This window comes from Tengunoibacter tsumagoiensis (genome assembly GCF_003967535.1).
GTDB classification, from domain to species: domain Bacteria; phylum Chloroflexota; class Ktedonobacteria; order Ktedonobacterales; family Ktedonobacteraceae; genus Tengunoibacter; species Tengunoibacter tsumagoiensis.
The window spans coordinates 3,876,671-3,899,879 of record NZ_BIFR01000001.1; the positions used below are offsets into that span (position 1 = coordinate 3,876,671).

Below are 23,209 nucleotides of genomic sequence, written 5' to 3' on the forward strand. Positions count from 1 at the left end.
GGAGTAGATACTCTGGGGCGGAGGATGAATGCATCAATTCAAGCCCACAGGCTCATCAACAAGAGATTCCGCTAGAGAGACGGGCTCAGCTTCATACCAGTTCCGACCAAGCTTCATCTCAATCTTAATCGGGACATTTAGCTCAGCAACCCCTTCCATCCGTTCTTTGATCAAGGGCTGCACGCGCTCAACCTCCTCCACAGGCACTTCAAAAACAAGTTCATCATGAACCTGCAGAATCATCCTGGTCTTCAGATTCTGTGCATACAGATCATGCTGGATGCGCAGCATTGCAATCTTAATCAGATCGGCATTCGTGCCCTGAATGGGCATGTTGATCGCCTCACGCTCCAGAGCCTGCCGCTCAGTATGTGAAAGCGCATGCATCTCAGGAAAGAACCGTTTCCGACCATAGAGTGTATTGACATAGCCCTGGGAGCGCGCCTGCTGCAACGTACTGTCAACATAGCCCTTAATACTGGGAAAGGTCTCATGATAACGTCGAATAAAATCAGCTGACTCAGCATTCGTCATACCCGTTACCTGCGAAAGACCAAAGGCCGACTGACCATAGAGAGTCGCATAAACAACCGTTTTAGCCAGACGGCGTTGATCTTTTGTGACCTCCTCTACAGGCACGTTAAACAGCGAGGCGGCTGTAATTTTATGAATATCCTCATCAGATTTAAAAGCTTCAACCAGCCGAGGATCACCAATGATATGCGCCAGAATACGCAGCTCGAACTGCGAATAATCAGCAGTCAGCAGCAGATAGCTGGGATCAGCAATAAAGGCGCGGCGAATCTGGCGACCAAGATCGGTGCGCACCGGAATATTCTGGAGGTTAGGATTGCTCGATGATAATCGTCCGCTCGATGCAATCGTTTGATTAAACGAGGTATGCACTCGCCCTGTCTGCTTGTCCACCAGTAATAAGAGTCCATCCACGTACGTTGACTTCAGCTTGGTCAACTGCCGATAGAGCGACAGGTGATCGGCGACTGGATGTTTCCCACGGAGGCTGTCAATCACATCAGCATTCACCGAATACCCGGTCTTCGTCTTTTTCCCTGTGGGGAGCTTAAGCTCTTCAAACAAGACAACCGCCAGCTGTTTCGGAGAATTAATGTTAAAACGATGTCCAACGTCGGAGAAGATCAGCTCCTCCAATCGTGTGAGCTGGTCTTCCAATGCCTCACCAAACTGACTGAGAAAATCAGCATCCAGAGCGACACCATACATCTCCATCTGCATCAACACATGAATGAGTGGGAGCTCGATGCGATAATAGAGATCGAGCAGATTGTGTTGACGCAGCTCCTCCTCAATCGGTTCAACCAGCCGAAACGTCATATCGGCATCACTTCCAGCATAATCGGCAGCTTTGCGAATCGGAACCTGCGACATACTAATCATCTTGCTCCCAGTTCCGATAAGCTCAGAGATCGGTGTCATCACCACCCCTAACCGCTGAAAAGCTTGATCCTTCAAACCCACCCCTCGCCGACCAGGATCAGCCAGATACGCCCCCAACATAGTATCAAAGGCAAGGCCCTGAACATGTAAACCGACGCGTGCAAAGATCGCAAGATCATATTTTGCATTATGCATATACTTCTGAAGCGAGGCATCTTCCAGCACAGGTCGAAGCTTCTCCACAACGAGTGGGAGAGGAAGCTGAGGTCCGGGCTCCTGCCCATCCGGGGTTATGCCATGACCAACGGGGAGATAGTAAGCCTCACCAGGAGCCATCGCAAACGAGATTCCCACCAGATCAGAATGATGAGGATCATCAGAAGTGGTCTCAGTATCTAAAGCGAAACGGCCTGCATTACGAAGACTCTGGACTAAAACGCGTAGCCCCTCCTCTGTATCCACAATCAATGTGTTCGTCTGGCCGGGTCGATTATCCTCTACAAAGAGCGCCGAGGCGGGCGTTGCAGGATCTGGCAGACGCAACTTACGCACAACCTCTGTATGAGGAACCTCCACGTCAAACAAGCTCAGTTGAAGGGGTTCTTCAGCAGGAGGTGGAACACTGGGTGAACTGGGAGAGACAGCCGCAGCCTCGGCCCTTACAGGATTGATCGCATGCGTGGTAGGAGAGATGGGCGGAAGCAGAATAGGGACAACACCAAGCGGCGGAGCATACAACAGACTCTCTTGCTCCACCTCTGGTGAAAGATCAGCTACCAGAGCCTGTTCATCCGAAGCACGCTGATCAGGCACAGAGCTCTCAATGGCAGCAGAGCTCAGGCCCAGCTGCCGAAAGAGCGAAAGTGCTCGCTCGATCAGCGTGCGGAACTCTAGCTGACGGAAGAGCGTCACCACATCTTCAGTCTTCACATGTGTCATACGGCAGGACGCTAAATCCAGCTGAACTGGAGCATCCAGCACAATCGTCGCAAGATACTTACTCTGACGAGCCTGATCAGCGAATTCACGTAAAAGTTTCTGTTCCTTTGGCTTTAACTCATCCACATGAGCCAGTACCCCCTCCAGATCACCATACTCATTCAGGAGACGGCTGGCCGTCTTCTCGCCTACCCCTGGTACCCCTGGAATATTATCAGATTTATCCCCAATCAGACCTTTAAAATCAGGGAGTTTGTCTGGCGTGAAGCCATAGCGCTGCTGTACCTCAGCCTCATCGTACTCTACCACCTCAGAGATGCCGCGCTTGGCTACCTTCACCATCACCTGATCATTCACCAGTTGGAGCGTATCCATATCACCTGTGTAGATAATTGTCATCACATCAAGCTGCCGAGCCTGAACCGAGAGCGTTCCTAGCACATCATCGGCCTCAAAACCATCTTTCTCATAGATCTGAATCCCAAATGAGTGGACCACTTCACGGATACGAGCAAACTGCGAACGGAGATTATCAGGCAACGCAGGGCGATGTGCCTTGTAGGGGGCGTAAGCAGTGTGGCGAAAAGTAGGAGAAGGGCGATCAAACGTGACAGCAATATAATCTGGTTTCTCCTCCAGAAGCGCCTTCATCAGCATGGATGTGAAGCCAAAAGTCGCGTTCACCGGCTCACCTGCACTGGTCGAAAGGTCCTCTGGCACAGCATGAAAGGCGCGGTGAATGATGGCATGACCATCAATCAAAATGAGTCTTTTGCGTTTTGTCTCTTTTGTCATCTTTAAGCAACCCGTCTATCTATCAATTCCACAGGCCAGAACAGAGGCCAACAATCTCAGGGCTTGAAGTTCACGGCACATAGCGCATCTGGCTGCATACGTATGGTACGCTGTCCCACCTCAAGAATCAAGGGGTTTCAGCCCAGGATAGCTTATTCTCATTGAGAGAAGAAAATATGGAAAGTCAGGCCAGGTAGGTTTAGCCTCGACTCAGCAGAAAAAGGGGAATGCGGTAGAAAATTGAATTTTTGCTGGTTTGTGACCGATGTTATTCTAAAGAGAGAGTAATCATCCTTTGCTTGTTGTTTGGTTCTTCAGAGGCCGCTCAAGAGCTCTTATGAACAGACAGATGATGATTCGTTCAACAAGACAACATGCTGTTCTATCCAAGCAAAAACGACGTAATCTGCAAAGCAAGTAGTAAAGGGGGAAATCATGTCACGCAAAAGTAGTGTTTTAGATGCACCATCTTCAGCCGGAGAAATGATCATCATAGAGAAACCGCAAGAAGAGCTCTTAACCGTTCGTGAAGTTGCTCGTCGCCTACGTGTCGATGATACCACAGTGCGTCGCTGGATCAAAAGTGGAGCCCTCGAAGCGATCACCCTGCCTCACAGAGGGAAGCGCCAGGCCTATCGAATTAAGAAATCAACGCTCGATACATTATTAACCAGCGTATTAGCTCTGAACTAAGACGCAGCCAGCGACCATGGCGGTCAGGCAGATTGCAAGAGCGAGCAGGCCGCCACTGTAAACAACAAGACAGATCAAGCCTGATCGATAGGACTGATAACTACACTAAAAGAAATGGAATGAAATGGGAGGGACCCTATACCACAGAGAACAAAAAGGACGTCAAGAGAAAGCATGCCTCTCAAAGGAGAGAAGAGACCAGTTGTATGGGAAAAGGAAGACAGTACAAAGAAGCGAGGCAAGCATGAAAATAGCAATTACCGGCGGGGCTGGCTTTATTGGAAGCCACCTCACAAAAGCATATCTGGATGCCGGCCACGAAGTCGTGGTCATTGATACGCTGGTTGAAGGGTCGAGGCAGGAGATTGATCCGCGTGCTCGCTTCTATCCACTTGATATTCGCGATGGTAAGCTCTGTAGACTGTTACAACAGGAGCGGCCAGAGATTGTCAGTTATCAGATTAATCTGCACCACGAATACCCTACAGAACAGATACTCACAGAAGCAGACGTTCACGTTCGCGGTCTGCTTAATGTCCTCGATAGCTGCGTCAATGCAGCCTGCACCAAAATTATTTTTGCCTCAGGAGGCAACTCGCTTTATGGCAATGTCGAGGCCAGCCACCAGCCCATTCATGAAAACAGGCCACTTAATCCGCAGAGCGCCGCTGATATTAGCAGAGCAATCGGTGAATGGTATATCCGCTACTATACCCAGCAATTCGGCCTCCCCCATACCATTCTACGCTACGCCAATGTCTATGGAGAACCAGAGAGAACCAGGATTCATCATCCGTTAAGCTATTTTCTATTGATGCTTCAAGCGCAACAACGACCAGTCATTCGTGGCGCTGGCACAGAGATTCGGGACCACATTTTCATCGATGATGTTGTCAGCGCCAACCTGGCAGTCTTACAAAAAGGGACAGATCAGACCTTTCATATCAGCTCGGGAGAAGGATACTCACTCAATGAGCTCTATATGATGAGCGCAACAGCCCTGGAGGTTCCAGAGATTGAACCTATCTACCTGTCAGGCTATCTAACAGAGCCAACGGTCTGCCTGTTAGATAACAGCCGGGCGCGCCAGATCCTGCACTGGCAACCTCAGACAGTATTACGAGAAGGGATCAAAAAAGCCCTCGAGCGGCTGCATATCGAGCCCTCAGCGAAAAGACCACAACCAGTAGCATTTCAAAGACACGAACAGAGCGGAGAGAAACGCTACTCTCACGTTTAACATCTCATGGCAGCTTCAAAAAAGGAGAGGAAGATCGTTGCTGATCCCCTCTCCTCAATGCATCGCTTATCAACAGCTACTGTTGCAGCCCACTGACCACACGTGCATACTTTTCAGCCAGCGCTTGAGCCTGTTCATTTGAAACAGATTCAGCAAAAACGTGGAACAAAGGGCTATCAGCATCGGGCAGGATCAGGACCCACTCTTTGCCGAGATCGATCTTAATCCCATCGATTGGCTTGGCGCGGCGCTCACGATACTGCTCGCTCAGAATACGCATCACCTTGCCCTTATGCTCCCAGGGACAACTGACATGAGCGCTACTCATATAGTAGGTAGGCAGGTCATCGACGACCTCAGAGAGGCGCATATCGAAAGTTGCCAGCAGTTCTAACAACTTTGCAATCGCCAACATCCCATCAAAAGCCGGATGCATCTCTGGGAACGCGAATTGGCCCCCACCATCGCCCACCAGAACGACCCCCTCCCGAGCCGCAGCAGTCATCAAAGCATGAGGCAGGACCTTCGTATGCTGAATCGAGCCCTCATAGCGCTTTGCAATATGCTGAAGAGCACTGGGAGCGGTCACCGGGGCAGCAACAATGCCATTGCGATGGCGGCGCAGAACCAGACTGGTCATCACAGCCAGGAGCTTCATTCCATCCAGAATGCGACCGCGATCATCAACCAGAGAGATGCGCTCCCCACTGGGATCGATCCGAATACCCATATCGGTATTGAGAGCTGCACTAATCGTGGCCAGACGCTGCATATCCTTGGTGAGCTCATCTTGCGAGCGAGCCGTCACTGCATCCTCTGTACCAGAGTTCAGAACGATCACTTCACAGCCAAGCTTATCCAGGATAGCAGGTAAGAATTCCATTGTCCCGCCATGAGAATAATCAACCACCAGCTGGAACTTCCGCTTGCGCACCACCTCGTGATCAACAACTTTATTGAAACCCTCCAGATAATGCCCCATCACATCGCGATTGCTGAGCACATCAATGGCCCCAATATCGTCAAGATAGACGCGCCGAAAATCCTCACGGAAATAGAGATTCTCAATCTTGCGTTCGGTTGTCTTATTGATATCCAGACCATTCTGATCAAATATCTTGATATCAATCACACGCTGATCGAAAGGCGAGACCTGAACATGGACGCCACCAGCCGCCTCGGTTGTACGAATATAATAGCGGGACACAGGCAAAGGCACCTGATTGATATCATACACATTCACCCCGGCTGAAGGAAGCCCGGCATTAATCCCGCGCTTGATCATACGAGAGGTGCGATTTGCATCACGATTCAAACAGACAACCGAACCTTTTGGCAGAATACCACCATAAGCGGCCCCCAGTTTGGTGGCGAACTCGGGCGTAATATCTACATTGACCAGACCGGTCACACCATAGCGGCTAAAGAGCCCACGGCGGCCTTGTGACCCCCAGATAATACTCGTATTCACCACGGCCCCGGCCTCAACCTCTTTATCAGGCCAGATCTTAACGTTTGGCTGAATGATCGCGCCATCCTGAATAATTGAATTATCGCCGATCACCGACCCCTCAAACATCACCGCTTTACTCTTGATGTTTGTGGACGAGCCAACGATTGCGCCCCGCAGCTCCGCTCGATCGCCAATATAAGAATTATTCCAGACAATACTGCGATCAACCTGCGCTCGCTCATCAACAATCGAATAGCTACCAACCATACTAGGCCCATGAATAATAGCCCCAGCCCTCACCTTACTATCACGGCCAAGATAGATCGGACCGTAAAGTTGAGCATCTTCGTGAATTTCGGCCCCTTCTTCGCACCAGATATTGCCACCAATATTCTGTGCAGGAATAGTCAGATCGACATTCCCCTGCAACAGATCGGCGTTAGCACGCATATACTCACTGAGGTTACCAACATCGCACCAGTAGCCTTGAGTCGCGATGTAGCCGTAGATGGGGTCCCCCTGCCGAAGCATCATGGGGAAAAGCTCCTGGCTAAAATCAAAGGGCTTATTTCGCTCGAAGTAAGAAAAGATCTTGGGGTCCAGAACATAGATGCCAGTATTGATAGTATCGCTGAAGACCTCGCCCCAACTGGGCTTCTCCAGGAATTGAGAGATATGACCATCCTCATTCGTGATAATCACACCATATTCAAGAGGATTGGGGACGTGAGCCAGCAGCAGGGTAGCTAGCGACTTCTTTTCATTATGATACTGAATGAGCTCAGTAAGATTATAATCAGTGAGAGCGTCACCACTAATCACGATAAAAGGCTCGGTTAGCTGTTCTTCAGCATTCTTCACGCTCCCAGCCGTTCCGAGCGGGACATCTTCTCGCGAATACGTAATGCGCATTCCTAATTGTGAACCATTGCCGAAGTAGTCTTCGATATTGCTCGCCAGATATTGAACCGTAACAACGACCTCGGTAATGCCATGGCGCTTTAACAAATTGAGGATATGCTCCATTACAGGTTTTCCTGCAATTGGGACCATAGGCTTAGGTCGCCGAATAGTCAATGGACGTAGCCTCGATCCTTCCCCTCCGGCCATTACAACCGCTTTCATAGAGGCCTCCCTTTGGCAGGGAAACGCACCTTCGTCCCCCGCACTATTGTTGGCAATAGAAGAACGGCGTAGCAACGCCACGCCGTCCCATCTGCTCCGCTGTCTTCATTGTACAACATCCACGAAGAGCACCGCAAGGAGAGTATCTACTCTATTCAGGCTGCCTGCTACCTTTGCTAACAAAGGACGCATATGCATCCTCGAAGGCCCCTCATGCTTCAGCGGAGCAAAGGAACAAAGACCCCTTAAAACCATTCGCTAAAGTGCCCATGCTCAACAAGCCAGCGCACAAAACGGTGATGGTTGGTCTCCTCAGAAGCTTTACGCTCCTCATACACTTGCTGTAGTAAGATGAGAGATTGAGCTTCCTCGACAGTAAAACCCTCGTCTAGGAGGGCATCGATGAGCAGGTCTACAAACTGTTGCTGCATATAAAGTCCTCCTTCCCAGCGCATTCAATGGTGATTTCTACAGAGAACACGATTACCCACGGGCAACCGCTTCGCGTAACACGAGATGAGTCAGCTGACATCCACGCACTAAAAAACCAGGCGAGCACAATACATAAGACAGGATTGATGACAGACGTAACAGGCACGCAATGGTGTGACATACTGGATACAGCACAGACGCGGAGTAGAGAAGTAGCAGGTAGACCCCCACTTCACTCACCCCAAACATGCTACATACAAAGTATAGCGCATAGAAGATTATCTTGCCTAGTGTCGAAGCTTTCAGGGGGACTCTCAGCAATTCCAGAAGGCGTATTTTCACACTATTTTCACATCTAAAAGAAGGGCTTCTCCCGCCTCTCAAGCCAGTTTTGCTGGTTCACCTCAACGTTAACGGTGATGAATTTTTCGGCTGATCACGACAGATCTTGACAAATGCTAACCCTTAATGGTACAATTCACTCAACGAAAGGAGGTGGTGTGTAATGTATGAACCTAGTCGCTGCACAGTCAGCGGTATAGATCTCCACACCTTCCAGAAGAGAGGACTGCGGAGCTAGCTCCGTTCCTTTTCTCTGCGACATCTGGCTTAGGCGTCAGGTGTGGGCCGAAAATATACACTGGTAGGTCGGGCTCTCCCGTCTGCCTGTGCAGCTCCCCAGGGCAGAGGCAAACACTATTTTTTGTCTAGGCCCTGGGTTTTTTCGCAACTTATCGGACCTCAACCACTTCGCATTGCCGAGCACGCCAGAACCTGTTTTCCTCCCTTCCGGTCTCCTCTCATACAGAGGACATTTCTCACTTTGTTATGCTATCCAATTAGCTGCTCGCTCTCCTCGAACGAGCCAATCTGCGCTCATATCCGAGAAGATTGATAGATAGAAGTAGTAACGCTTGAATAGTTCGGATACCTCCGGTTCACAAGGACTACAAGTGGATCGGATTCAACAATTCCTCGCAACAGAATATTTTGGTACTGGTCATCGTCTGATCTATACACCAACAATCGACTCAACAAATACACTGGCAATGAGACTGGCTCAGGAAGGGTCAGAGGAAGGGGTTGTAGTTCTTACCAATAGTCAAACAGCTGGCAAAGGGAGACAGGGCAGAAAATGGATTGATGTTGCAGGCAATCATGCTCTTTCTTCAACCATCCTTCGACCTTCCTTTGCTCCCCATTTTCTGGTTATGATCGCGTCTCTGGCTGTCGTCGATGCTATTGCTGACACTTGCTCGTGTGTTGCCACTATTAAATGGCCTAATGATATCCTCATTGAGGACCGCAAGGTCGCTGGCATTCTGATCGAGACCCGCTTTGATCCAGAGGGAAAACTGATTGCTATTGTGGGAATAGGCGTTAATGTGAAGGGAACGATACCACCACTCGAGGCGTTGCAGGCGCACTCTCCACCGGCTACCTCAGGGCTTTACTATCAAGCCATCACGCTAGAAGAGGCTAGTGGTCAGGTGATTGAGCGCGAAGCTTTTATCGCACACCTGTTGCACCATCTGGAAAATCGTTACCTCGCCTTGCAACAAGCTTTTCATACTGACCATTCTGGTGCTCCGCTTGTCGCTCGATTGCTCCGAGAGAACTGGCGCGCACACCTGGCGACACTCGGTCGAGCTGTTCAGGTCAGACAAGGCAACCAGCTCCTCAGCGGCGTGGCTGAGGATGTGAATGAACACGGAGAACTGTTACTGCGTGACCATTCGGGACGGCACATCTGTATTACCTGGGGGGACGTTGAATTGTTACCCCGGATAGACAATCACTAACTGTCGGAGGGCTATCCTCCAACAAGCAGATGAGAGGGAACAATTATGGAGTCACAAGACGTATTCCTTACCAATGATGGGCTACAGCGTGCAATGAACCAGTTAGAGTTTTTGCGCACAGTAAAACGTGCAGAAGTAGCTCAATACTTGCATGATGCCAAGGAATCGGGCGATGTGATCGATAATGCTGCTTATGAAGAGGCAAAATATCAACACACTCACCTTGAAGGGCGCATCCATGAACTTGAAGAGATGCTTGCTAGAGCAAAGATGATTGAGGATGTACAATCTGAAGTAGTGACGCTTGGCTCTGTCGTACAACTGCGTACAAGCGAAGGGCGCGAATACTGCTATCGGCTTGTTGGGGCTTTTGAGGCCGATCCTGGCTCGGGCCGTATCTCAAATGAGTCGCCTGTCGGTAAAGCTCTGCTTGGTCATAAAGAGGGCGATCTGGTGATTGTTGCCACGCCCGGTGGAGTGAAAGAATATACTATTCTCTCAATTCAATAATTTTTTCTTCTCCTTACACGCATGGCTCGCAGGAACGGTAAAGCACCTGCGAGCCTTTTTTCATGGAGAGGTTTGCAGGACAGTGCACACCATACACGTACCGATTCAAGGAAGACCCCCATTCTCGTTATTTTTAAGAATAGACAAAGCGCCAGAAAATGGGTACAATTCATCCATGGATCCACTATACGCGAAAAGAGGATTTACATGTATGATTGGCAAAAACCTTTCCAACACCTTCTGAATCTCCTTTTTCCGAACTGCTGTGTCTATTGCAAACGATCTGGCTCGATCCTGTGCTCGTTCTGTCTGACGGCGATCCTGCCACTATCCCCGCCTTTTTGTGATCGCTGTAGTGGCTCTCTCAATCAGAACGGAAAGTGCCTCCGTTGTACCGCACCCTCTTTTATCCTTCATCGCCTCTTTGTATCCAGCCGATATCAGGAACCTTTGCGACGTTGCATCCATGCACTCAAATATAATCGTCAGAGGAGCCTGTCCCAACCACTTGGTCATCTGTTATACCAGACATATCAACAGCGATGCATTCAGGCTGACATCCTGATCCCTGTTCCACTCTATCCTCAACGCGAAAAACAACGTGGGTATAATCAAGCCTTGTTACTTGCTGAATATTGTGCTCTCTTTCTACAACTTCCCCTACAGCCTCAACTCCTTCGTCGCATACGTCCAACAGAAGCACAGGTCAATCTTTCCGGTGCCGAACGCCGGGTCAATGTCCAGGGAGCATTCCAGGCCTCAGCAGATGCTTCGGCCCACCTCCTGGGCAAACGCGTTCTGCTTATCGATGATGTCTGTACAACTGGCGCAACCCTCGAAGCCTGCGCAAAACCCCTCTGGCTCAGTGGGGCGCTTGAAGTAAACGCTTTGGTGCTGGCAAGTCCTCATTAGCGCTGCACAATCAGGTATGGGTCGCTGCGAATGAGTGAAAAGCAAACAGCTTCCTCCAAAAAGAACTATCTCTGGTCAATCTGGAGAACAAAATCACACCATAGTACGTAATGATTAACAGAAACCTCTCTAGCTCACAAGGATAGAGGGCGAACCAGAGGCCACTTCAAGATAAAGAGAATCGTCTGCTCGTGTGCTATAATATGGCACACAAGAGTCACAGTGTAGTTCTATGCAGCCGATGAAACGATTTTATCTCAATAACTCTGTGCCGGTACTACTTCAGAGAGGGGAGCCCCCAATGTCTACCAATAGAAAATGGCTCAGAACGAGCTTTTTCTGGCTCCTGTCATTGCTTGTTCTCGTAGTAATCGTGGTATTTTTTGTACATCCACAAACTGCCACAAAGACGGTAACCGTCTCGACGTTGCTCAGCCACTTAAAAGCAGATATTGCAAGCAACCAACAAGATACATTAACCGTAGGAGATGGAGCACTGACACTAGCCAGAGGCAAAACAGTTGACTTGCCTCTGGAAGCTGCCACAATTGATAATAGCTTTGATATTACCCATGTGCTCAAAGATAATGGAATCGATTATACGGATAGTCAACACATTGTTCTCCAATATGCAACCCCCAATCCAATCTGGGGCTGGCTGGCTGGATTGTGGGCCCTGATCCCTCTTATTCTGGTCATAGGGCTTGTTGTGTTTATGGTCCGTCAGGCACAGGGCAATAATAATCAGGCCCTTTCGTTTGGAAAGAGTCGGGCACGCATGTTTATGGGCAATAAGCAGGCCATCACGTTTGCTGATGTGGCTGGTGTGGAAGAGGCAAAGCAGGAGCTACAAGAGATCGTTGAATTCTTAAAATATCCCGAAAAGTTTGCGGCCTTAGGTGCTCGCATCCCGAAAGGTCTGCTGCTAGTAGGACCGCCCGGTACCGGGAAGACGCTGATCTCACGTGCGGTAGCTGGTGAGGCCGGGGTTCCGTTTTTTAGCATTAGCGGCTCCGAATTTGTCGAAATGTTTGTAGGGGTTGGCGCCAGCCGCGTACGCGATCTCTTTGATCAGGCAAAGCGTAATAGTCCATGCATTGTATTTGTGGATGAGATCGATGCTGTTGGACGACAACGAGGAGCTGGCCTGGGAGGCTCACACGACGAGCGCGAGCAGACGCTCAATCAGATTCTCGTTGAGATGGATGGGTTCGATACGAATACCAATGTTATTGTTATCGCTGCTACTAACCGCCCTGATGTGCTTGATCCAGCTCTGCTACGCCCTGGCCGGTTTGATCGACAGGTTGTCTTAGACAAACCCGATATCCGTGGAAGGATCAGTATACTTAACGTTCACGCGCGAAACAAACCGCTCGAGGCAGGGATCTCGTTGGATGTGATCGCCAAACAGACTCCTGGCTTCTCGGGAGCAGATCTGGCAAATCTTCTCAATGAGGCCGCAATTCTTGCAGCCAGACGTAGCCTGCATACCATCGGCCTGAGTGAGTTGGAAGAGGCTATTGATCGCGTTGTGGCGGGCCCCGCACGGAAGAGTCGCATCATCAGTGAACGAGAGAAAGCTATTACAGCCTACCATGAGGTCGGGCATGCTTTAGTCGCACGCATGCTTCCAAATACTGATCCGGTCCATAAGGTCTCTATCGTGGCTCGTGGCCAGGCTGGTGGTTTTACTATGTTACTCCCTACCGAGGATCGCTATCTCTGGAGCAAACCACAATTTGAGGATATGCTCGCCTATGCGCTTGGTGGACATGTGGCAGAATTGCTGACATTCGGCGAGGTGACGACCGGGGCCTCTAATGATATTGAACGAGTGACCAAAATTGCCCGCTCAATGGTGACCGAATATGGCATGAGCAAGCTCATTGGACCAATCGCACTGGGACATAAGGACGAGCTGGTCTTCCTGGGGCGCGATATCAACGAACAACGCAACTATAGCGAACAGACTGCGCGTGAAGTGGATGAAGAGGTTCGTCGAATCGTTCAGCAGGCCTTTGATAGGGCTTATGCGATCCTGAATCAGAATAAGACACGGCTCATTATGATCAGCGAACGGCTGATGAAAGAAGAGACACTCGAAGGAGCTGTCTTTGAATCGCTCTTCAATCAGCAAGGTTCTGAAGAGCCTGCTGCTGCTGATGATCAATTTGATGGCCCCAGTGTTATTGCCGGTATGCCCGAGATGGAATTTTTCCATGAGCCAAAGGGGCTACCAATGCCTGATCATAATTCTTATAACGCGTAGGATGGTTTCTTGCGTTGGATACTTCTCAATAAAGGAAAACCTCGGATGAAAAAGAAGAGCCTTGATTGAGAGGTATCAAACAGTACAGGGTCCAGCAAGTTCCATCTGCTCCATTGGCGGCTATAGACATCTTTTCTGACTGCTTACAAACCATCCCTTACCACCTCTTCTCTGACAGCATCAATCGGCTTAAACAAGATTTTCATGAGATAAACAAGCCTGTACAAAAGCCACCTTTCTATTTATAGAACCGGCGCGGGAAAACCCCTGCATTCATGCGGGGGATGAAAGCGCCGTTCCTTTTTGGGGTTGACTTTTTACACGATATGTGATACGATGTAAAGTATGGAACAGAAGAAAGCATATAAGTACAGAGTCTATCCAACCAACGAGCAAAAACAGATACTTGCTCGTACGTTTGGGTGCGCACGTTTTGTCTCCAATTGGGCATTGCGATGCAAAACCGACGCCTTTTACCAGGAGCAGAAACGTCTGTACTACAAAGATTTGAGTGAGATGCTCACAGCCCTCAAAAAACAAGGTGAGTATGTGTGGCTCAATGACGTCTCTTCTGTTCCCCTGCAACAAGCTTTGCGCCATCTCGATAAAGCGTTTGTCAATTTCTTTGAGGGACGCGCCGCCTATCCTCGTTTCAAGCACAAACGTCAGAAACAAGCAGCCACCTATACCAGCAATGCTTTTACCTGGCGAGATGGGCAGTTGACGCTTGCCAAAATGAAAGAACCTCTCAGCATTGTGTGGTCCCGTCCGCTGCCCAAGGATGCCGTCCCTTCTCGCGTCACCGTCTCCAAGGATAGTACCGATCGCTATTTTGTGAGCATCCTGGTGGAGGAAAACATTGCCCCGTTGCCTGTCACCCCCAAAACCGTGGGTGCGGATCTCGGATTGAAATCCTACGTGATCCTCTCCACAGGGGAAACCATCGGCAATCCCAAGTTCTTTCACACCGATGAAAAGAAGCTCGCCAAAGCCCAGAGACGGCATGCGAAAAAGAAAAAGGGCTCCAAGAACAAAGAGAAAGCTCGTTTGAAGGTTGCCAAAATCCATGCCCGCATCGCTGATCGTCGCCGTGATTTCCAGCACAAGCTTTCGACCCGCCTGATCCGTGAAAACCAAACGATCTGTGTGGAGAGCCTGGCGGTGAAAAACATGGTCAAAAACCAGAGTCTCAGTAAAGCCATCAGCGATGTGGGTTGGTCGGAATTCGTGTCCCAGTTGGAATACAAGGCAACGTGGTATGGACGCACCCTCGTCAAAATTGACAAGTGGTACCCGTCCTCCAAACGCTGCTTTGACTGTGGACATATTCTCGACTCCTTAGCGTTAGAGGTACGGCACTGGACCTGTCCCAAATGTGGGGTCCATCACGATCGTGACCTCAACGCCTCAAAAAACATTCATGCCGCCGGACTGACGGTACGTGAAGCCTGTGGAGAGGCCGTAAGACCTGGTGCGGTGAAAACCAAGCCTGGCACGTCTCAGCGAAGCAGGAAACCCCGATCGTGAGGTCGGGAATCCCCCGGCTTTAGTCGGGGGAGGATGTCAAACTAGGCAAGTATTACTTTTGTAAGCCAACTATTACTGAAAAAGGATTATTTCGGATGATTACCTCACGGACGGGGGAGCTCCTCGAGGTCATTCTCCCGGTGCTAGATATCAATGCTCAGGTTGCTTTTTATCGCGATATCCTTGGCCTCCGCGTCAAAGAGCCTGTGGGAGTAAACGATTTTCGCGATTTCTATCAAGTACAACTTCAAAGTGGCGCGTGTACGCTTATTCTACAGGTTCAGTCGCCATCACAGGCTGTTCTCAAACAGGCTCCACGACAGAATACGCCAAGATTGATCTTCTGCGTTCCAGATATTCATGCCTGCCATGCTCAGCTATTACAGAGTGGAGCTCTCATTCAGGAGATGAGCTCTCCCACTCCCGGAGCACTGCGCTTTGATGGAGTTGATCCCGAAGGAAATCTGTATGCCGTCGAAAACAGCAAGAGTTCAGTACTCCAGAGATTACGCCCGGAGATTCAGCTCCTTCCTCATGCTCAGATCATTCCACTGTCATCATTTCGAGGCCGCTGCATTCAAATACTTCGCTATAACAAGTTTGTCATTGGACTAGAAATTCTCTGCTTCATCGTTCTGGTTGAAATCGCTTCTTTCAAGCACTTGATTGAATTTTATTGGATCTTCTTACTCCTTTTTGGTCTGGTCTGGCTACAAGGAAAGACCTGGGGCGAGCTAGGGCTGAGGAGCCCAAATAGTCTGAAAATCTGCTTGCTTAGTGGAATAGGGCTCGGCTTATTCTTTACTGTTTTAGTCCACTATGTGATTACGCCAACGATCAATCATCTGGTCCCGCCTGTTTCAATCACAGGAAATATTCTGATCATCCACAATAAATGGGCCTACTTTGCTAGCGATCTTTTCAATATCTGGACATCAGCCGCCTTTATGGAAGAGATTATGTTTCGTGCCTATCTACTTAATCGTTTTACTGATCTCTTTGGAACAAAAATATATGGCTGGATCTTTGCCTTACTCTTCCAGGCTATTATTTTTGGTTCAGCTCATGGGTATGAGGGGCTGAGTGGTATGATTAATGCAGCAACCTATGGCTTCTTTGCTGGCCTGATCTACCTGGCAAATAAGAAAAACATCTGGAGTGGCTCGATCATGCATGGCCTCATCGATACCCTCCTGACTATTTTTCAATATTGGGGGTTTTAACCTTAGAGAGGTCTGTAGACCCATAGGATTGTTCCACGGACCAGATGGGGAGTATAATTGGGGAGTATCATAAAGAGTTCCTGGCAGACGCTTCTCCTCAACAGATACGAGAAGAGAGCAGAGCAAAGGCCTGAAGCTTTTTTTAAGTGAGAAAGAGAAAAAAGTGTCCGATCTATACTCCGAAAGTGACTACTATGTGACAGCGCCTCAGGGATATCGAGCAGGGAGCATCGCGTGTGGGATTAAATCTAATGCCACGATCCATGATCTAGCACTGCTGGTCTCTGATGTGCCCTGCATTGCCGCTGGCACCTTCACCACAAGCAGCACACGGGCCGCTCCAGTCCTTCTCTGTCAGGAGCGTCTTCATGGTCATCGAGCCCAGGCAATTATTATCAATAGTGGCAATGCCAATTGTGCAACAGGCGAGCAAGGTCGTAAAAATGCTGCTCGCATGACAGCTGCTGCTGCGGCACTCCTGGGAATCGATAAGAAACTGGTGCTCTGCTCGTCAACAGGCATTATTGGGCGGCAGCTACCCATTGAAAAGATAGAACAGGGCATTAAGCAACTGACACTTACCTCAGAAGGGGGCGTAGCCTTCTCGAATGCGATCCTGACCACTGATAGCCGCCCTAAGCGCATGACGCTCGAATTTCTGATCGATGGCAAGACAGTCCGGCTTGGAGGAGTAGCAAAAGGCTCGGGCATGATCTGCCCCCAGATGGCAACAATGCTCTGTTATCTGACTACTGATGCGGCCATTGATGCAGACTGGCTCCAACAGGAGCTCCAACTGGCTGTGGACGATTCGTTTAATATGATTTCTGTAGACGGCGACATGTCCACCAACGATAGCTGCATTCTTCTTGCCAATGGCTTAGCCGGCAATCAGCCACTGCATGAGGCTCATCCGGACGCAGCTATCTTTCGTCAGGCCCTGAGAAAAATGACCATCTACCTGGCTCGTGAGATCGCACGCGACGGCGAAGGCGCGACCAAACTCATGACCGTCCATATTCAGGGAGCAAGCTCTCGAGAGGATGCGCGTAAGGCTGCAAGAGCGATCACGCTCTCGCCGATCTGGCAATGTGCCCTCACCGGAGAAGACCCTAACTGGGGACGACTGGTCGCAGCCCTGGGAGCAAGTGGCTGCGCATTACGCCAGGAGAGCTTTGATGTCTTTCTGGGTTCGATCCAGGTCGCCAAAGGTGGGGTAGCGACAGAATATGAGTTTGAACAGGCTCAAGCAGCAATGTTGGGACCAGAGATTATCATCACCATTGATCTTCACATAGGTTCTCATCAAGCGACTGCCTGGGGTTGTAACCTTACAGCCGGCTATATTGAAGAGAATACTGTTTATCATCGCTAGCTTGTCGTATGATACATACAGGCCACTGGCATTGAGTCCATGAATACAGGCAGCATTTCTATTTTGATGATCAGGAGCAGAACATGACCACAACAGAAGTGAACAACAGAGATTGGGTAGCGCTGGAGCACCAATACTATCAAGGCACCTTCAAACGTCAGCCTCTCACCCTTGTGCGTGGCGAAGGGACACGAGTCTGGGATAGTCAGGGAAACGTGTATCTTGATTTTGTAGCAGGGATTGCGGTCAATGTCCTTGGGCATTGCCATCCAGCTATCGTTGAAGCAGTACAGCAACAGGTCACGCAACTGGTGCATGTCTCCAATCTCTACTATAACACTCGTCAGATCGAACTCGCCGAACTTCTTGGTCAGCAGAGTCAAGGTATGCGCTCATTCTTCTCCAATAGTGGTGCCGAAGCCAATGAGGGAGCCATCAAATTAGCACGAAAATATGGTCGGCTGCATCGCAATGGTGCCTATGAGATTATTAGCATGAATAATAGTTTTCATGGCCGTACCCTTGCTACAACAGCTGCAACAGGTCAGGCTGCATATCAGGCAACCTGGGCCCCCTTACCCGATGGCTTCAAGCAGGTTCCATTCAATGATCTGGAGGCACTGAAGGCAGCGACTAGTGAGAAAACGGTTGGTATTTTGATCGAAGCCGTACAGGGTGAGGGTGGCATCTGGCCCAGCGATAAAGCGTACATGCAGGGGGTCCGAGACTGGTGCGATGAACAAAATCTGGTCCTGATCTGCGATGAGATCCAGGCCGGAATGGGTCGCACAGGCAAGTTCTTTAGCTGGGAACACTATGTTAGACCAGATATTGTTACCATGGCAAAAGGATTGGCTGGAGGAGTCCCCATTGGCGCAATGCTCACTGGACCACGAACAGATCTCTTCACCCCGGGTGATCATGGCACAACCTTTGGCGGCAACCCCCTGGCCAGCGCCGCTGGGATCGCGACGATTCGCACAATTCAGGAGAACCATCTCATTGAGAACGCTGCCCAGATGGGCGAGTATTGGAATAGCAAACTGGTAGAACTCTGCACCAGGTACCCCATTATTGATAGCCCACGAGGGATCGGCCTGATGCGGGCTGTCCATGTACAGCATGGGCTTGCAGCAACAATTGTACAAAAAGCCCTTGAACACGGACTACTGTTGAATAGCACTGCTCCCGATACGCTCCGTATGATTCCACCTCTTGTGTTGAATCACGGCGATATTGACGAAGCAACCGCTATTATGGATCTGGTCCTCTCCAAAATTGAGCCCATTGCCTGATTGCAGGATCGATAAGTAAGACCGAGCATAGCCCCAACGCATCTCTTTAAAGGGACGCGTTGGGGCTATCTTAGTATAGTCTTCTATCACATAGTTCGTATCAACCAAACATACAAGCATATTATTATCTTTTGAATTATGACAGTATTTTCATCTTCCCAGGAATGTATTGCATTTTTTATAATCCCGCTCTATACTATCTCATGTGAAGGTCATCATAGCATTCTATGCAGGCCAGCGCACTTTTCTTAGCAGATACCAATTTCATCGTATTGATGAAATGAAAAAAGGTAGATGCTGATACTGTTATTCGAACGTCTTTACACGAAAGGGAAAAGCAGCATGGAAAAGAAGACTGAAAACGGGGCTATTTCTACACCAGTCTGGGTAGCTCCCACTCTGGAGGTCATCGCGGTCAGCTTAGAATGCACCGCCTATGCGAATGCAAGCGAGCCACAAGAGTAGTTCTAGCTCTCCCTTAAGAGTGTTCTAATTGGAAAATGAGGCTGTTAGCACTGCCTGTCCCTCCTTTCAGTTGCCCAACAGCCTCAGTTAGCGAAAGACAGATTGGTATGCGCGTAAGACTCCTGGGGACGGCTGCTGGTGGTGGGTTTCCACAATGGAATTGTAATTGTGCCAATTGTCGGGGGCTCCGGTCGGGCTCGTTACGAGCAAAAACACGAACACAGTCATGCGTCGCGATTAGCGCCGATGACGAACACTGGTTTCTGCTCAATGCTTCGCCGGATATTCGTCAGCAGATCGAACACGCACCCGCTCTTGCCCCCAAAGAAGACGAATGGCGTGATACACGAATCAATGGGATCTTACTGAGCGATGCCGATCTCGATCATACGCTTGGGCTCTTTACCCTGCGCGAAGGGCAACCACTTACCGTCTACGCAAGTCCGCAGGTACGTCAGGCGTTAACGGTCGGCCTTCCCGCCAGTACGGTGCTCGAAGCCTATAGCGGCATCTATTGGCAAGAGTTAGCACATACCCCGACACCATTGCTCCATGCAGATGGAACAGTCAGCCAGCTTACCTATCAAGCCTATCCTGTTGCAGGAAAACCTCCACGCTATATGGAGCAACGAGCCGAACCGCAGATTGGTGATCGGGTTGGCTATCGGTTTGTAGATCAGCAGACTGGTGGAAGATTGCTCTTCTTGCCTGGCCTGGCCTCCTTTGATACTGAGACCAGGAAATATCTGGGCGAATGCGACGCAGTTCTGTTCGATGGTACCTTCTGGAGTGAGAATGAGATGGAGATCAGTCATGTAGGGAGCACAACAGCAAGCCAGATGGGGCATCTCCCTGTCGGCGGACCTGAAGGCAGTCTGAATTATCTCCAGAGTTTAGCCATCAAACGCATCTATATTCATATCAACAATACCAATCCCATGCTTGTGGAGGATTCACTTGAAGCTTCCATAGTCCATGAGGCAGGGATCGAGATTGGCTGGGACGGCCTGGAATTTACTCTTTAGGTTCTTAGCATAGCCATGCTCCTGGGATCGTAAGCACATGGTAGAGTTTTCAATCACGTTTTCAATCACTATGTAGAAAAGAGTAGCTCAGTATGACACAAACACAATGTGGAGAGCGGTGGAATAGGGAGACGTTCTTAGCTCAGTTGCGCGCAGTTGGTCATTACAAATATCATAATAAACATCCATTTCATACCTATATGAATGAGGGGAGACTTACCCCCGAACAGGTACGCGGGTGGGTCGCAAATCGGTTCTATTATCAGCAAAATATCCCGATTAAAGATGCTGCGATTCTCTCAAATTGCCCAATTCGCGAGGTCAGACGCATATGGCTCCATCGGATTACTGATCACGATGGTCTTCAAAATGACGATGGGGGCATTGGAGCATGGCTCAAACTTGCTACAGCTACCGGGCTCACACGCGCCGAGCTTCAGGATGAGCGCCATGTCCTTCCTGGCGTCCGCTTCGCTGTGGATGCGTATGTCCAATTTACACGTACAAAACCGTGGCCTATTGCCATTGCCTCATCACTTACTGAACTGTTCGCACCTGATCTTATGAGCACGCGCTTAGCTGCCTTTAAAAAATACTATCCCTGGGTCGCCGATGAAGGGCTGGATTATTTCCGCTCGCGCATTACTCAAGCCAGTATTGATTCTGACCAGGGCCTAGAATTAACCATGGCCTATTGCGATACATTGCCATTACAGGAAGAAGCTGTCAAAGCGCTCTCCTTTAAATGCGATCTGCTCTGGAGCATGCTTGATGCCATGATGCTTGAATACAGTGGATATAAGAAGAAATGGAGCGAGGAAGCAGTCGCTGCGGGCTAAGGTGAAGTAAATATACTAAGGAGAAGAGAATGTGAAAGAGGAACAGAATATACTTACAGACACCAGCTTTCCTCGACTGGCGCTCAAAGCTCGTGTTCAGATCGATAAGGTTACAGGGCAACCCATTCTCCTCTATCCAGAAGGGGTTCTCCTACTCAATGAGACTGGAGCGGCTATTGTCAGGCTTTGTGATGGCTCACGTTCTCTTCTCCAGATTGTCGAAGAGCTCTCTCTCCAGTATCGACAATCTCCAGCACAGATCCAACCGGAAATCGCCAGATACCTTGTGCTGCTTTATCGCCACAGCCTTCTTGAAATAGAGTCTTCTGAATTCCCATCATTCCATTAAGAACTTTCGCGAAAAACTCGTTATGTTGGAAGCAGAAAGGATGTTGGCAGCTATGGATCAACAACCAGTGGTCGTTGCACCACAAACCTCACATACGACCACCACAAATCACTATCGTGCCTTTGGCCTTCTGGCAGAATTGACGTACCGCTGCCCTCTCCACTGTCCCTACTGCTCAAATCCACTCCAGGTGGCCCAGAAGCAGTCTGAGCTCACCACGAACGAATGGCTCCGCGTCATTCAGGAAGCAAGCGAACTAGGAATTCTCCACATACTCTTCTCAGGTGGAGAGCCACTGTTGCGCCGCGATATCGTACAGCTCGTTGCCTCAGCACAACAGACTGGCATGTATACAAATCTCATTACCAGCGGCTTAGGCTTTACCAGACATCGAGCCCAGGAGCTAAAAGCCGCTGGCCTTGATAGTGTTCAGATCAGCTTTCAGGCCGATCAGGCTGAATTGGCCGATCTGATTGCAGGCGCGCGGGCACATCAACGCAAATTAGCGGCGGCCCGCTTAGCTCGAGAACTCGGTTTTCCGCTAACTCTGAATGTAGTGCTTCACCGCGAGAATATAGAACGACTGAGCGAGATCATTGCACTGGCGGAGGAACTTGATGCACAACGACTGGAACTGGCTAATACGCAATTTTTAGGCTGGGCATTTCAGAATAAAGAGGTTCTCCTCCCAACGCGGCAACAGGTGACTGATGCCCATCACACTGCAACCGCTGCTCAGCTGCGCTTGCGGGGGAAGATGGAGGTCCTTTATATCTTGCCTGATTACTATGGCGAACGTCCAAAACCCTGTCTCTTTGGCTGGGGCCAGCGTTTTTTAACGGTTAACCCTATGGGAAACGTTTTGCCTTGCCAGACCGCTGGCGAAATCCCCACCATCCAGTTTGATAATATCCGTGAACATTCTCTTCCATGGATCTGGGAACATTCTTCAGCCTTCAAGCTTTTCCGAGGTACCGCCTGGATGCCTGAACCCTGTCGGAGTTGCCCACACAAAGAGACAGATTTTGGTGGCTGCCGCTGTCAGGCCTTCCTCATTACTGGCGACCCTGCACAGACCGATCCAACCTGCGACCTTTCACCCCATCATCTACAGCTTACACAGATGGTTGAACAGTTACAGCAATCTGCTACACGGCATTTTACACCCGAAAATGCACGTAAGATTCGTTTTCGCACAGATCCCATCTCTAGTAGGGACAATTAAATACTGGCTTTCGAAATCTCATCAGTGAAGAGAGCACCAACCTGGAATGGGAAAGCCCTGCCTTGAATACAGAGTACTTGACGCGACCTACAAAATTGTTATACTAGGAAGTAGTAGACATACAATCAATGCGGCAAACATATCATAAGCTACCTGGTTCTCTTAACAACTGGCGATCGAGTGGATTAACCACGAGGAAGTTAGGAGAACAACCATCTACAGTCGCTCGCCTGGGCTGGTAGACCACACATGATACGATACCTGTGTGGATATCTTTTAAGCACAGCAAAGGAGCGA

General features: G+C 49.6%; 18 protein-coding genes and 1 riboswitch. Of the genes, 15 read left to right on the forward strand and 3 right to left on the reverse strand.

Translation table 11 applies throughout. The annotated features are described in order from the left end of the window. Nucleotides 1-33: 33 nt before the first annotated feature. Entirely contained in the window at nt 34-3,150 is a 3,117-nt protein-coding gene (gene polA / locus EL628_RS15255; RefSeq protein ID WP_126580785.1) for a DNA polymerase I, read from the reverse strand. Nucleotides 3,151-3,585: 435 nt separating this feature from the next. On the opposite strand from polA, the gene EL628_RS15260 reads away from it, so the two are divergent. Beyond that, nucleotides 3,586-3,843: a helix-turn-helix domain-containing protein gene (locus tag EL628_RS15260; RefSeq protein WP_245994105.1), complete on the forward strand. Its 258-nt coding sequence runs from the start codon at nt 3,586-3,588 to the stop codon at nt 3,841-3,843. Nucleotides 3,844-4,087: 244 nt separating this feature from the next. Then, nucleotides 4,088-5,083 carry an NAD-dependent epimerase/dehydratase family protein gene (locus tag EL628_RS15265; RefSeq protein WP_161975525.1) on the forward strand — a complete coding sequence of 332 codons (996 nt, stop codon included), beginning with the start codon at nt 4,088-4,090 and terminating at the stop codon, nt 5,081-5,083. A gap of 76 nt (nt 5,084-5,159) precedes the next feature. Here EL628_RS15265 and EL628_RS15270 read toward each other — a convergent pair whose 3' ends face one another. Continuing rightward, on the reverse strand, nt 5,160-7,661 hold the full coding sequence (locus tag EL628_RS15270) for a mannose-1-phosphate guanyltransferase (protein WP_126580787.1): 2,502 nt from the start codon (nt 7,659-7,661) through the stop codon (nt 5,160-5,162). 245 nt (nt 7,662-7,906) lie between these two features. Beyond that, nucleotides 7,907-8,092 (reverse strand): hypothetical protein, encoded by a 186-nt coding sequence (locus EL628_RS15275; RefSeq protein WP_126580788.1) that lies wholly within the window; start codon nt 8,090-8,092, stop codon nt 7,907-7,909. A gap of 915 nt (nt 8,093-9,007) precedes the next feature. On the opposite strand from EL628_RS15275, the gene EL628_RS15280 reads away from it, so the two are divergent. From EL628_RS15280 to pqqE, 13 genes are all read left to right on the forward strand, one after another. Continuing rightward, complete coding sequence (locus EL628_RS15280; protein WP_126580789.1) at nt 9,008-9,895, forward strand: biotin--[acetyl-CoA-carboxylase] ligase; 888 nt, start codon at nt 9,008-9,010, stop codon at nt 9,893-9,895. Between the two features lie 45 nt (nt 9,896-9,940). Then, nucleotides 9,941-10,405, forward strand: a complete 465-nt coding sequence (gene greA, locus EL628_RS15285) for a transcription elongation factor GreA (RefSeq protein ID WP_126580790.1) — start codon at nt 9,941-9,943, stop codon at nt 10,403-10,405. A gap of 207 nt (nt 10,406-10,612) precedes the next feature. After that, the gene (locus EL628_RS15290; protein WP_126580791.1) at nt 10,613-11,317 is read left to right on the forward strand and encodes a ComF family protein; all 705 of its coding nucleotides are present in this window, start codon (nt 10,613-10,615) and stop codon (nt 11,315-11,317) included. A 301-nt stretch (nt 11,318-11,618) separates the two neighbouring features. Further along, nucleotides 11,619-13,589, forward strand: coding sequence for an ATP-dependent zinc metalloprotease FtsH (gene ftsH / locus EL628_RS15295; RefSeq protein WP_126580792.1), 1,971 nt, complete (start codon nt 11,619-11,621; stop codon nt 13,587-13,589). 345 nt (nt 13,590-13,934) lie between these two features. Beyond that, the gene (locus EL628_RS15300) at nt 13,935-15,116 is read left to right on the forward strand and encodes an RNA-guided endonuclease TnpB family protein (protein WP_126580793.1); all 1,182 of its coding nucleotides are present in this window, start codon (nt 13,935-13,937) and stop codon (nt 15,114-15,116) included. A gap of 95 nt (nt 15,117-15,211) precedes the next feature. Next, a complete protein-coding gene (locus tag EL628_RS15305; protein WP_126580794.1) occupies nt 15,212-16,339 on the forward strand; it encodes a CPBP family glutamic-type intramembrane protease in 1,128 nt (375 codons plus the stop codon). Nucleotides 16,340-16,502: 163 nt separating this feature from the next. Beyond that, complete coding sequence (gene argJ / locus EL628_RS15310) at nt 16,503-17,714, forward strand: bifunctional glutamate N-acetyltransferase/amino-acid acetyltransferase ArgJ (RefSeq protein ID WP_218028927.1); 1,212 nt, start codon at nt 16,503-16,505, stop codon at nt 17,712-17,714. A gap of 83 nt (nt 17,715-17,797) precedes the next feature. After that, on the forward strand, nt 17,798-19,009 hold the full coding sequence (locus tag EL628_RS15315) for an aspartate aminotransferase family protein (RefSeq protein WP_126580795.1): 1,212 nt from the start codon (nt 17,798-17,800) through the stop codon (nt 19,007-19,009). A 342-nt stretch (nt 19,010-19,351) separates the two neighbouring features. Continuing rightward, entirely contained in the window at nt 19,352-19,474 is a 123-nt protein-coding gene (locus EL628_RS30810) for a hypothetical protein (protein WP_281276544.1), read from the forward strand. Between the two features lie 107 nt (nt 19,475-19,581). Further along, on the forward strand, nt 19,582-20,499 hold the full coding sequence (pqqB, locus tag EL628_RS15320) for a pyrroloquinoline quinone biosynthesis protein PqqB (protein WP_161975526.1): 918 nt from the start codon (nt 19,582-19,584) through the stop codon (nt 20,497-20,499). Nucleotides 20,500-20,591: 92 nt separating this feature from the next. Continuing rightward, on the forward strand, nt 20,592-21,338 hold the full coding sequence (gene pqqC, locus EL628_RS15325; protein WP_126580797.1) for a pyrroloquinoline-quinone synthase PqqC: 747 nt from the start codon (nt 20,592-20,594) through the stop codon (nt 21,336-21,338). 31 nt (nt 21,339-21,369) lie between these two features. After that, complete coding sequence (pqqD, locus tag EL628_RS15330) at nt 21,370-21,687, forward strand: pyrroloquinoline quinone biosynthesis peptide chaperone PqqD (protein WP_126580798.1); 318 nt, start codon at nt 21,370-21,372, stop codon at nt 21,685-21,687. Nucleotides 21,688-21,739: 52 nt separating this feature from the next. Next, entirely contained in the window at nt 21,740-22,912 is a 1,173-nt protein-coding gene (pqqE, locus tag EL628_RS15335; protein ID WP_126580799.1) for a pyrroloquinoline quinone biosynthesis protein PqqE, read from the forward strand. A 155-nt stretch (nt 22,913-23,067) separates the two neighbouring features. Further along, nucleotides 23,068-23,155, forward strand: a riboswitch (ZMP/ZTP riboswitch). The last annotated feature ends 54 nt before the right edge of the window (nt 23,156-23,209 follow it).

Coding starts and splice junctions, on each gene's coding strand:
- polA (WP_126580785.1), bottom strand. CDS start 3,150: ATGACAAAAGAGACAAAACGCAAAAGACTCATTTTGATTGATGGTCAT.
- EL628_RS15260 (WP_245994105.1), top strand. CDS start 3,586: ATGTCACGCAAAAGTAGTGTTTTAGATGCACCATCTTCAGCCGGAGAA.
- EL628_RS15265 (WP_161975525.1), top strand. CDS start 4,088: ATGAAAATAGCAATTACCGGCGGGGCTGGCTTTATTGGAAGCCACCTC.
- EL628_RS15270 (WP_126580787.1), bottom strand. CDS start 7,661: ATGAAAGCGGTTGTAATGGCCGGAGGGGAAGGATCGAGGCTACGTCCA.
- EL628_RS15275 (WP_126580788.1), bottom strand. CDS start 8,092: ATGCAGCAACAGTTTGTAGACCTGCTCATCGATGCCCTCCTAGACGAG.
- greA (WP_126580790.1), top strand. CDS start 9,941: ATGGAGTCACAAGACGTATTCCTTACCAATGATGGGCTACAGCGTGCA.
- EL628_RS15290 (WP_126580791.1), top strand. CDS start 10,613: ATGTATGATTGGCAAAAACCTTTCCAACACCTTCTGAATCTCCTTTTT.
- ftsH (WP_126580792.1), top strand. CDS start 11,619: ATGTCTACCAATAGAAAATGGCTCAGAACGAGCTTTTTCTGGCTCCTG.
- EL628_RS15300 (WP_126580793.1), top strand. CDS start 13,935: ATGGAACAGAAGAAAGCATATAAGTACAGAGTCTATCCAACCAACGAG.
- EL628_RS15305 (WP_126580794.1), top strand. CDS start 15,212: ATGATTACCTCACGGACGGGGGAGCTCCTCGAGGTCATTCTCCCGGTG.
- EL628_RS15315 (WP_126580795.1), top strand. CDS start 17,798: ATGACCACAACAGAAGTGAACAACAGAGATTGGGTAGCGCTGGAGCAC.
- EL628_RS30810 (WP_281276544.1), top strand. CDS start 19,352: ATGGAAAAGAAGACTGAAAACGGGGCTATTTCTACACCAGTCTGGGTA.
- pqqB (WP_161975526.1), top strand. CDS start 19,582: ATGCGCGTAAGACTCCTGGGGACGGCTGCTGGTGGTGGGTTTCCACAA.
- pqqC (WP_126580797.1), top strand. CDS start 20,592: ATGACACAAACACAATGTGGAGAGCGGTGGAATAGGGAGACGTTCTTA.
- pqqE (WP_126580799.1), top strand. CDS start 21,740: ATGGATCAACAACCAGTGGTCGTTGCACCACAAACCTCACATACGACC.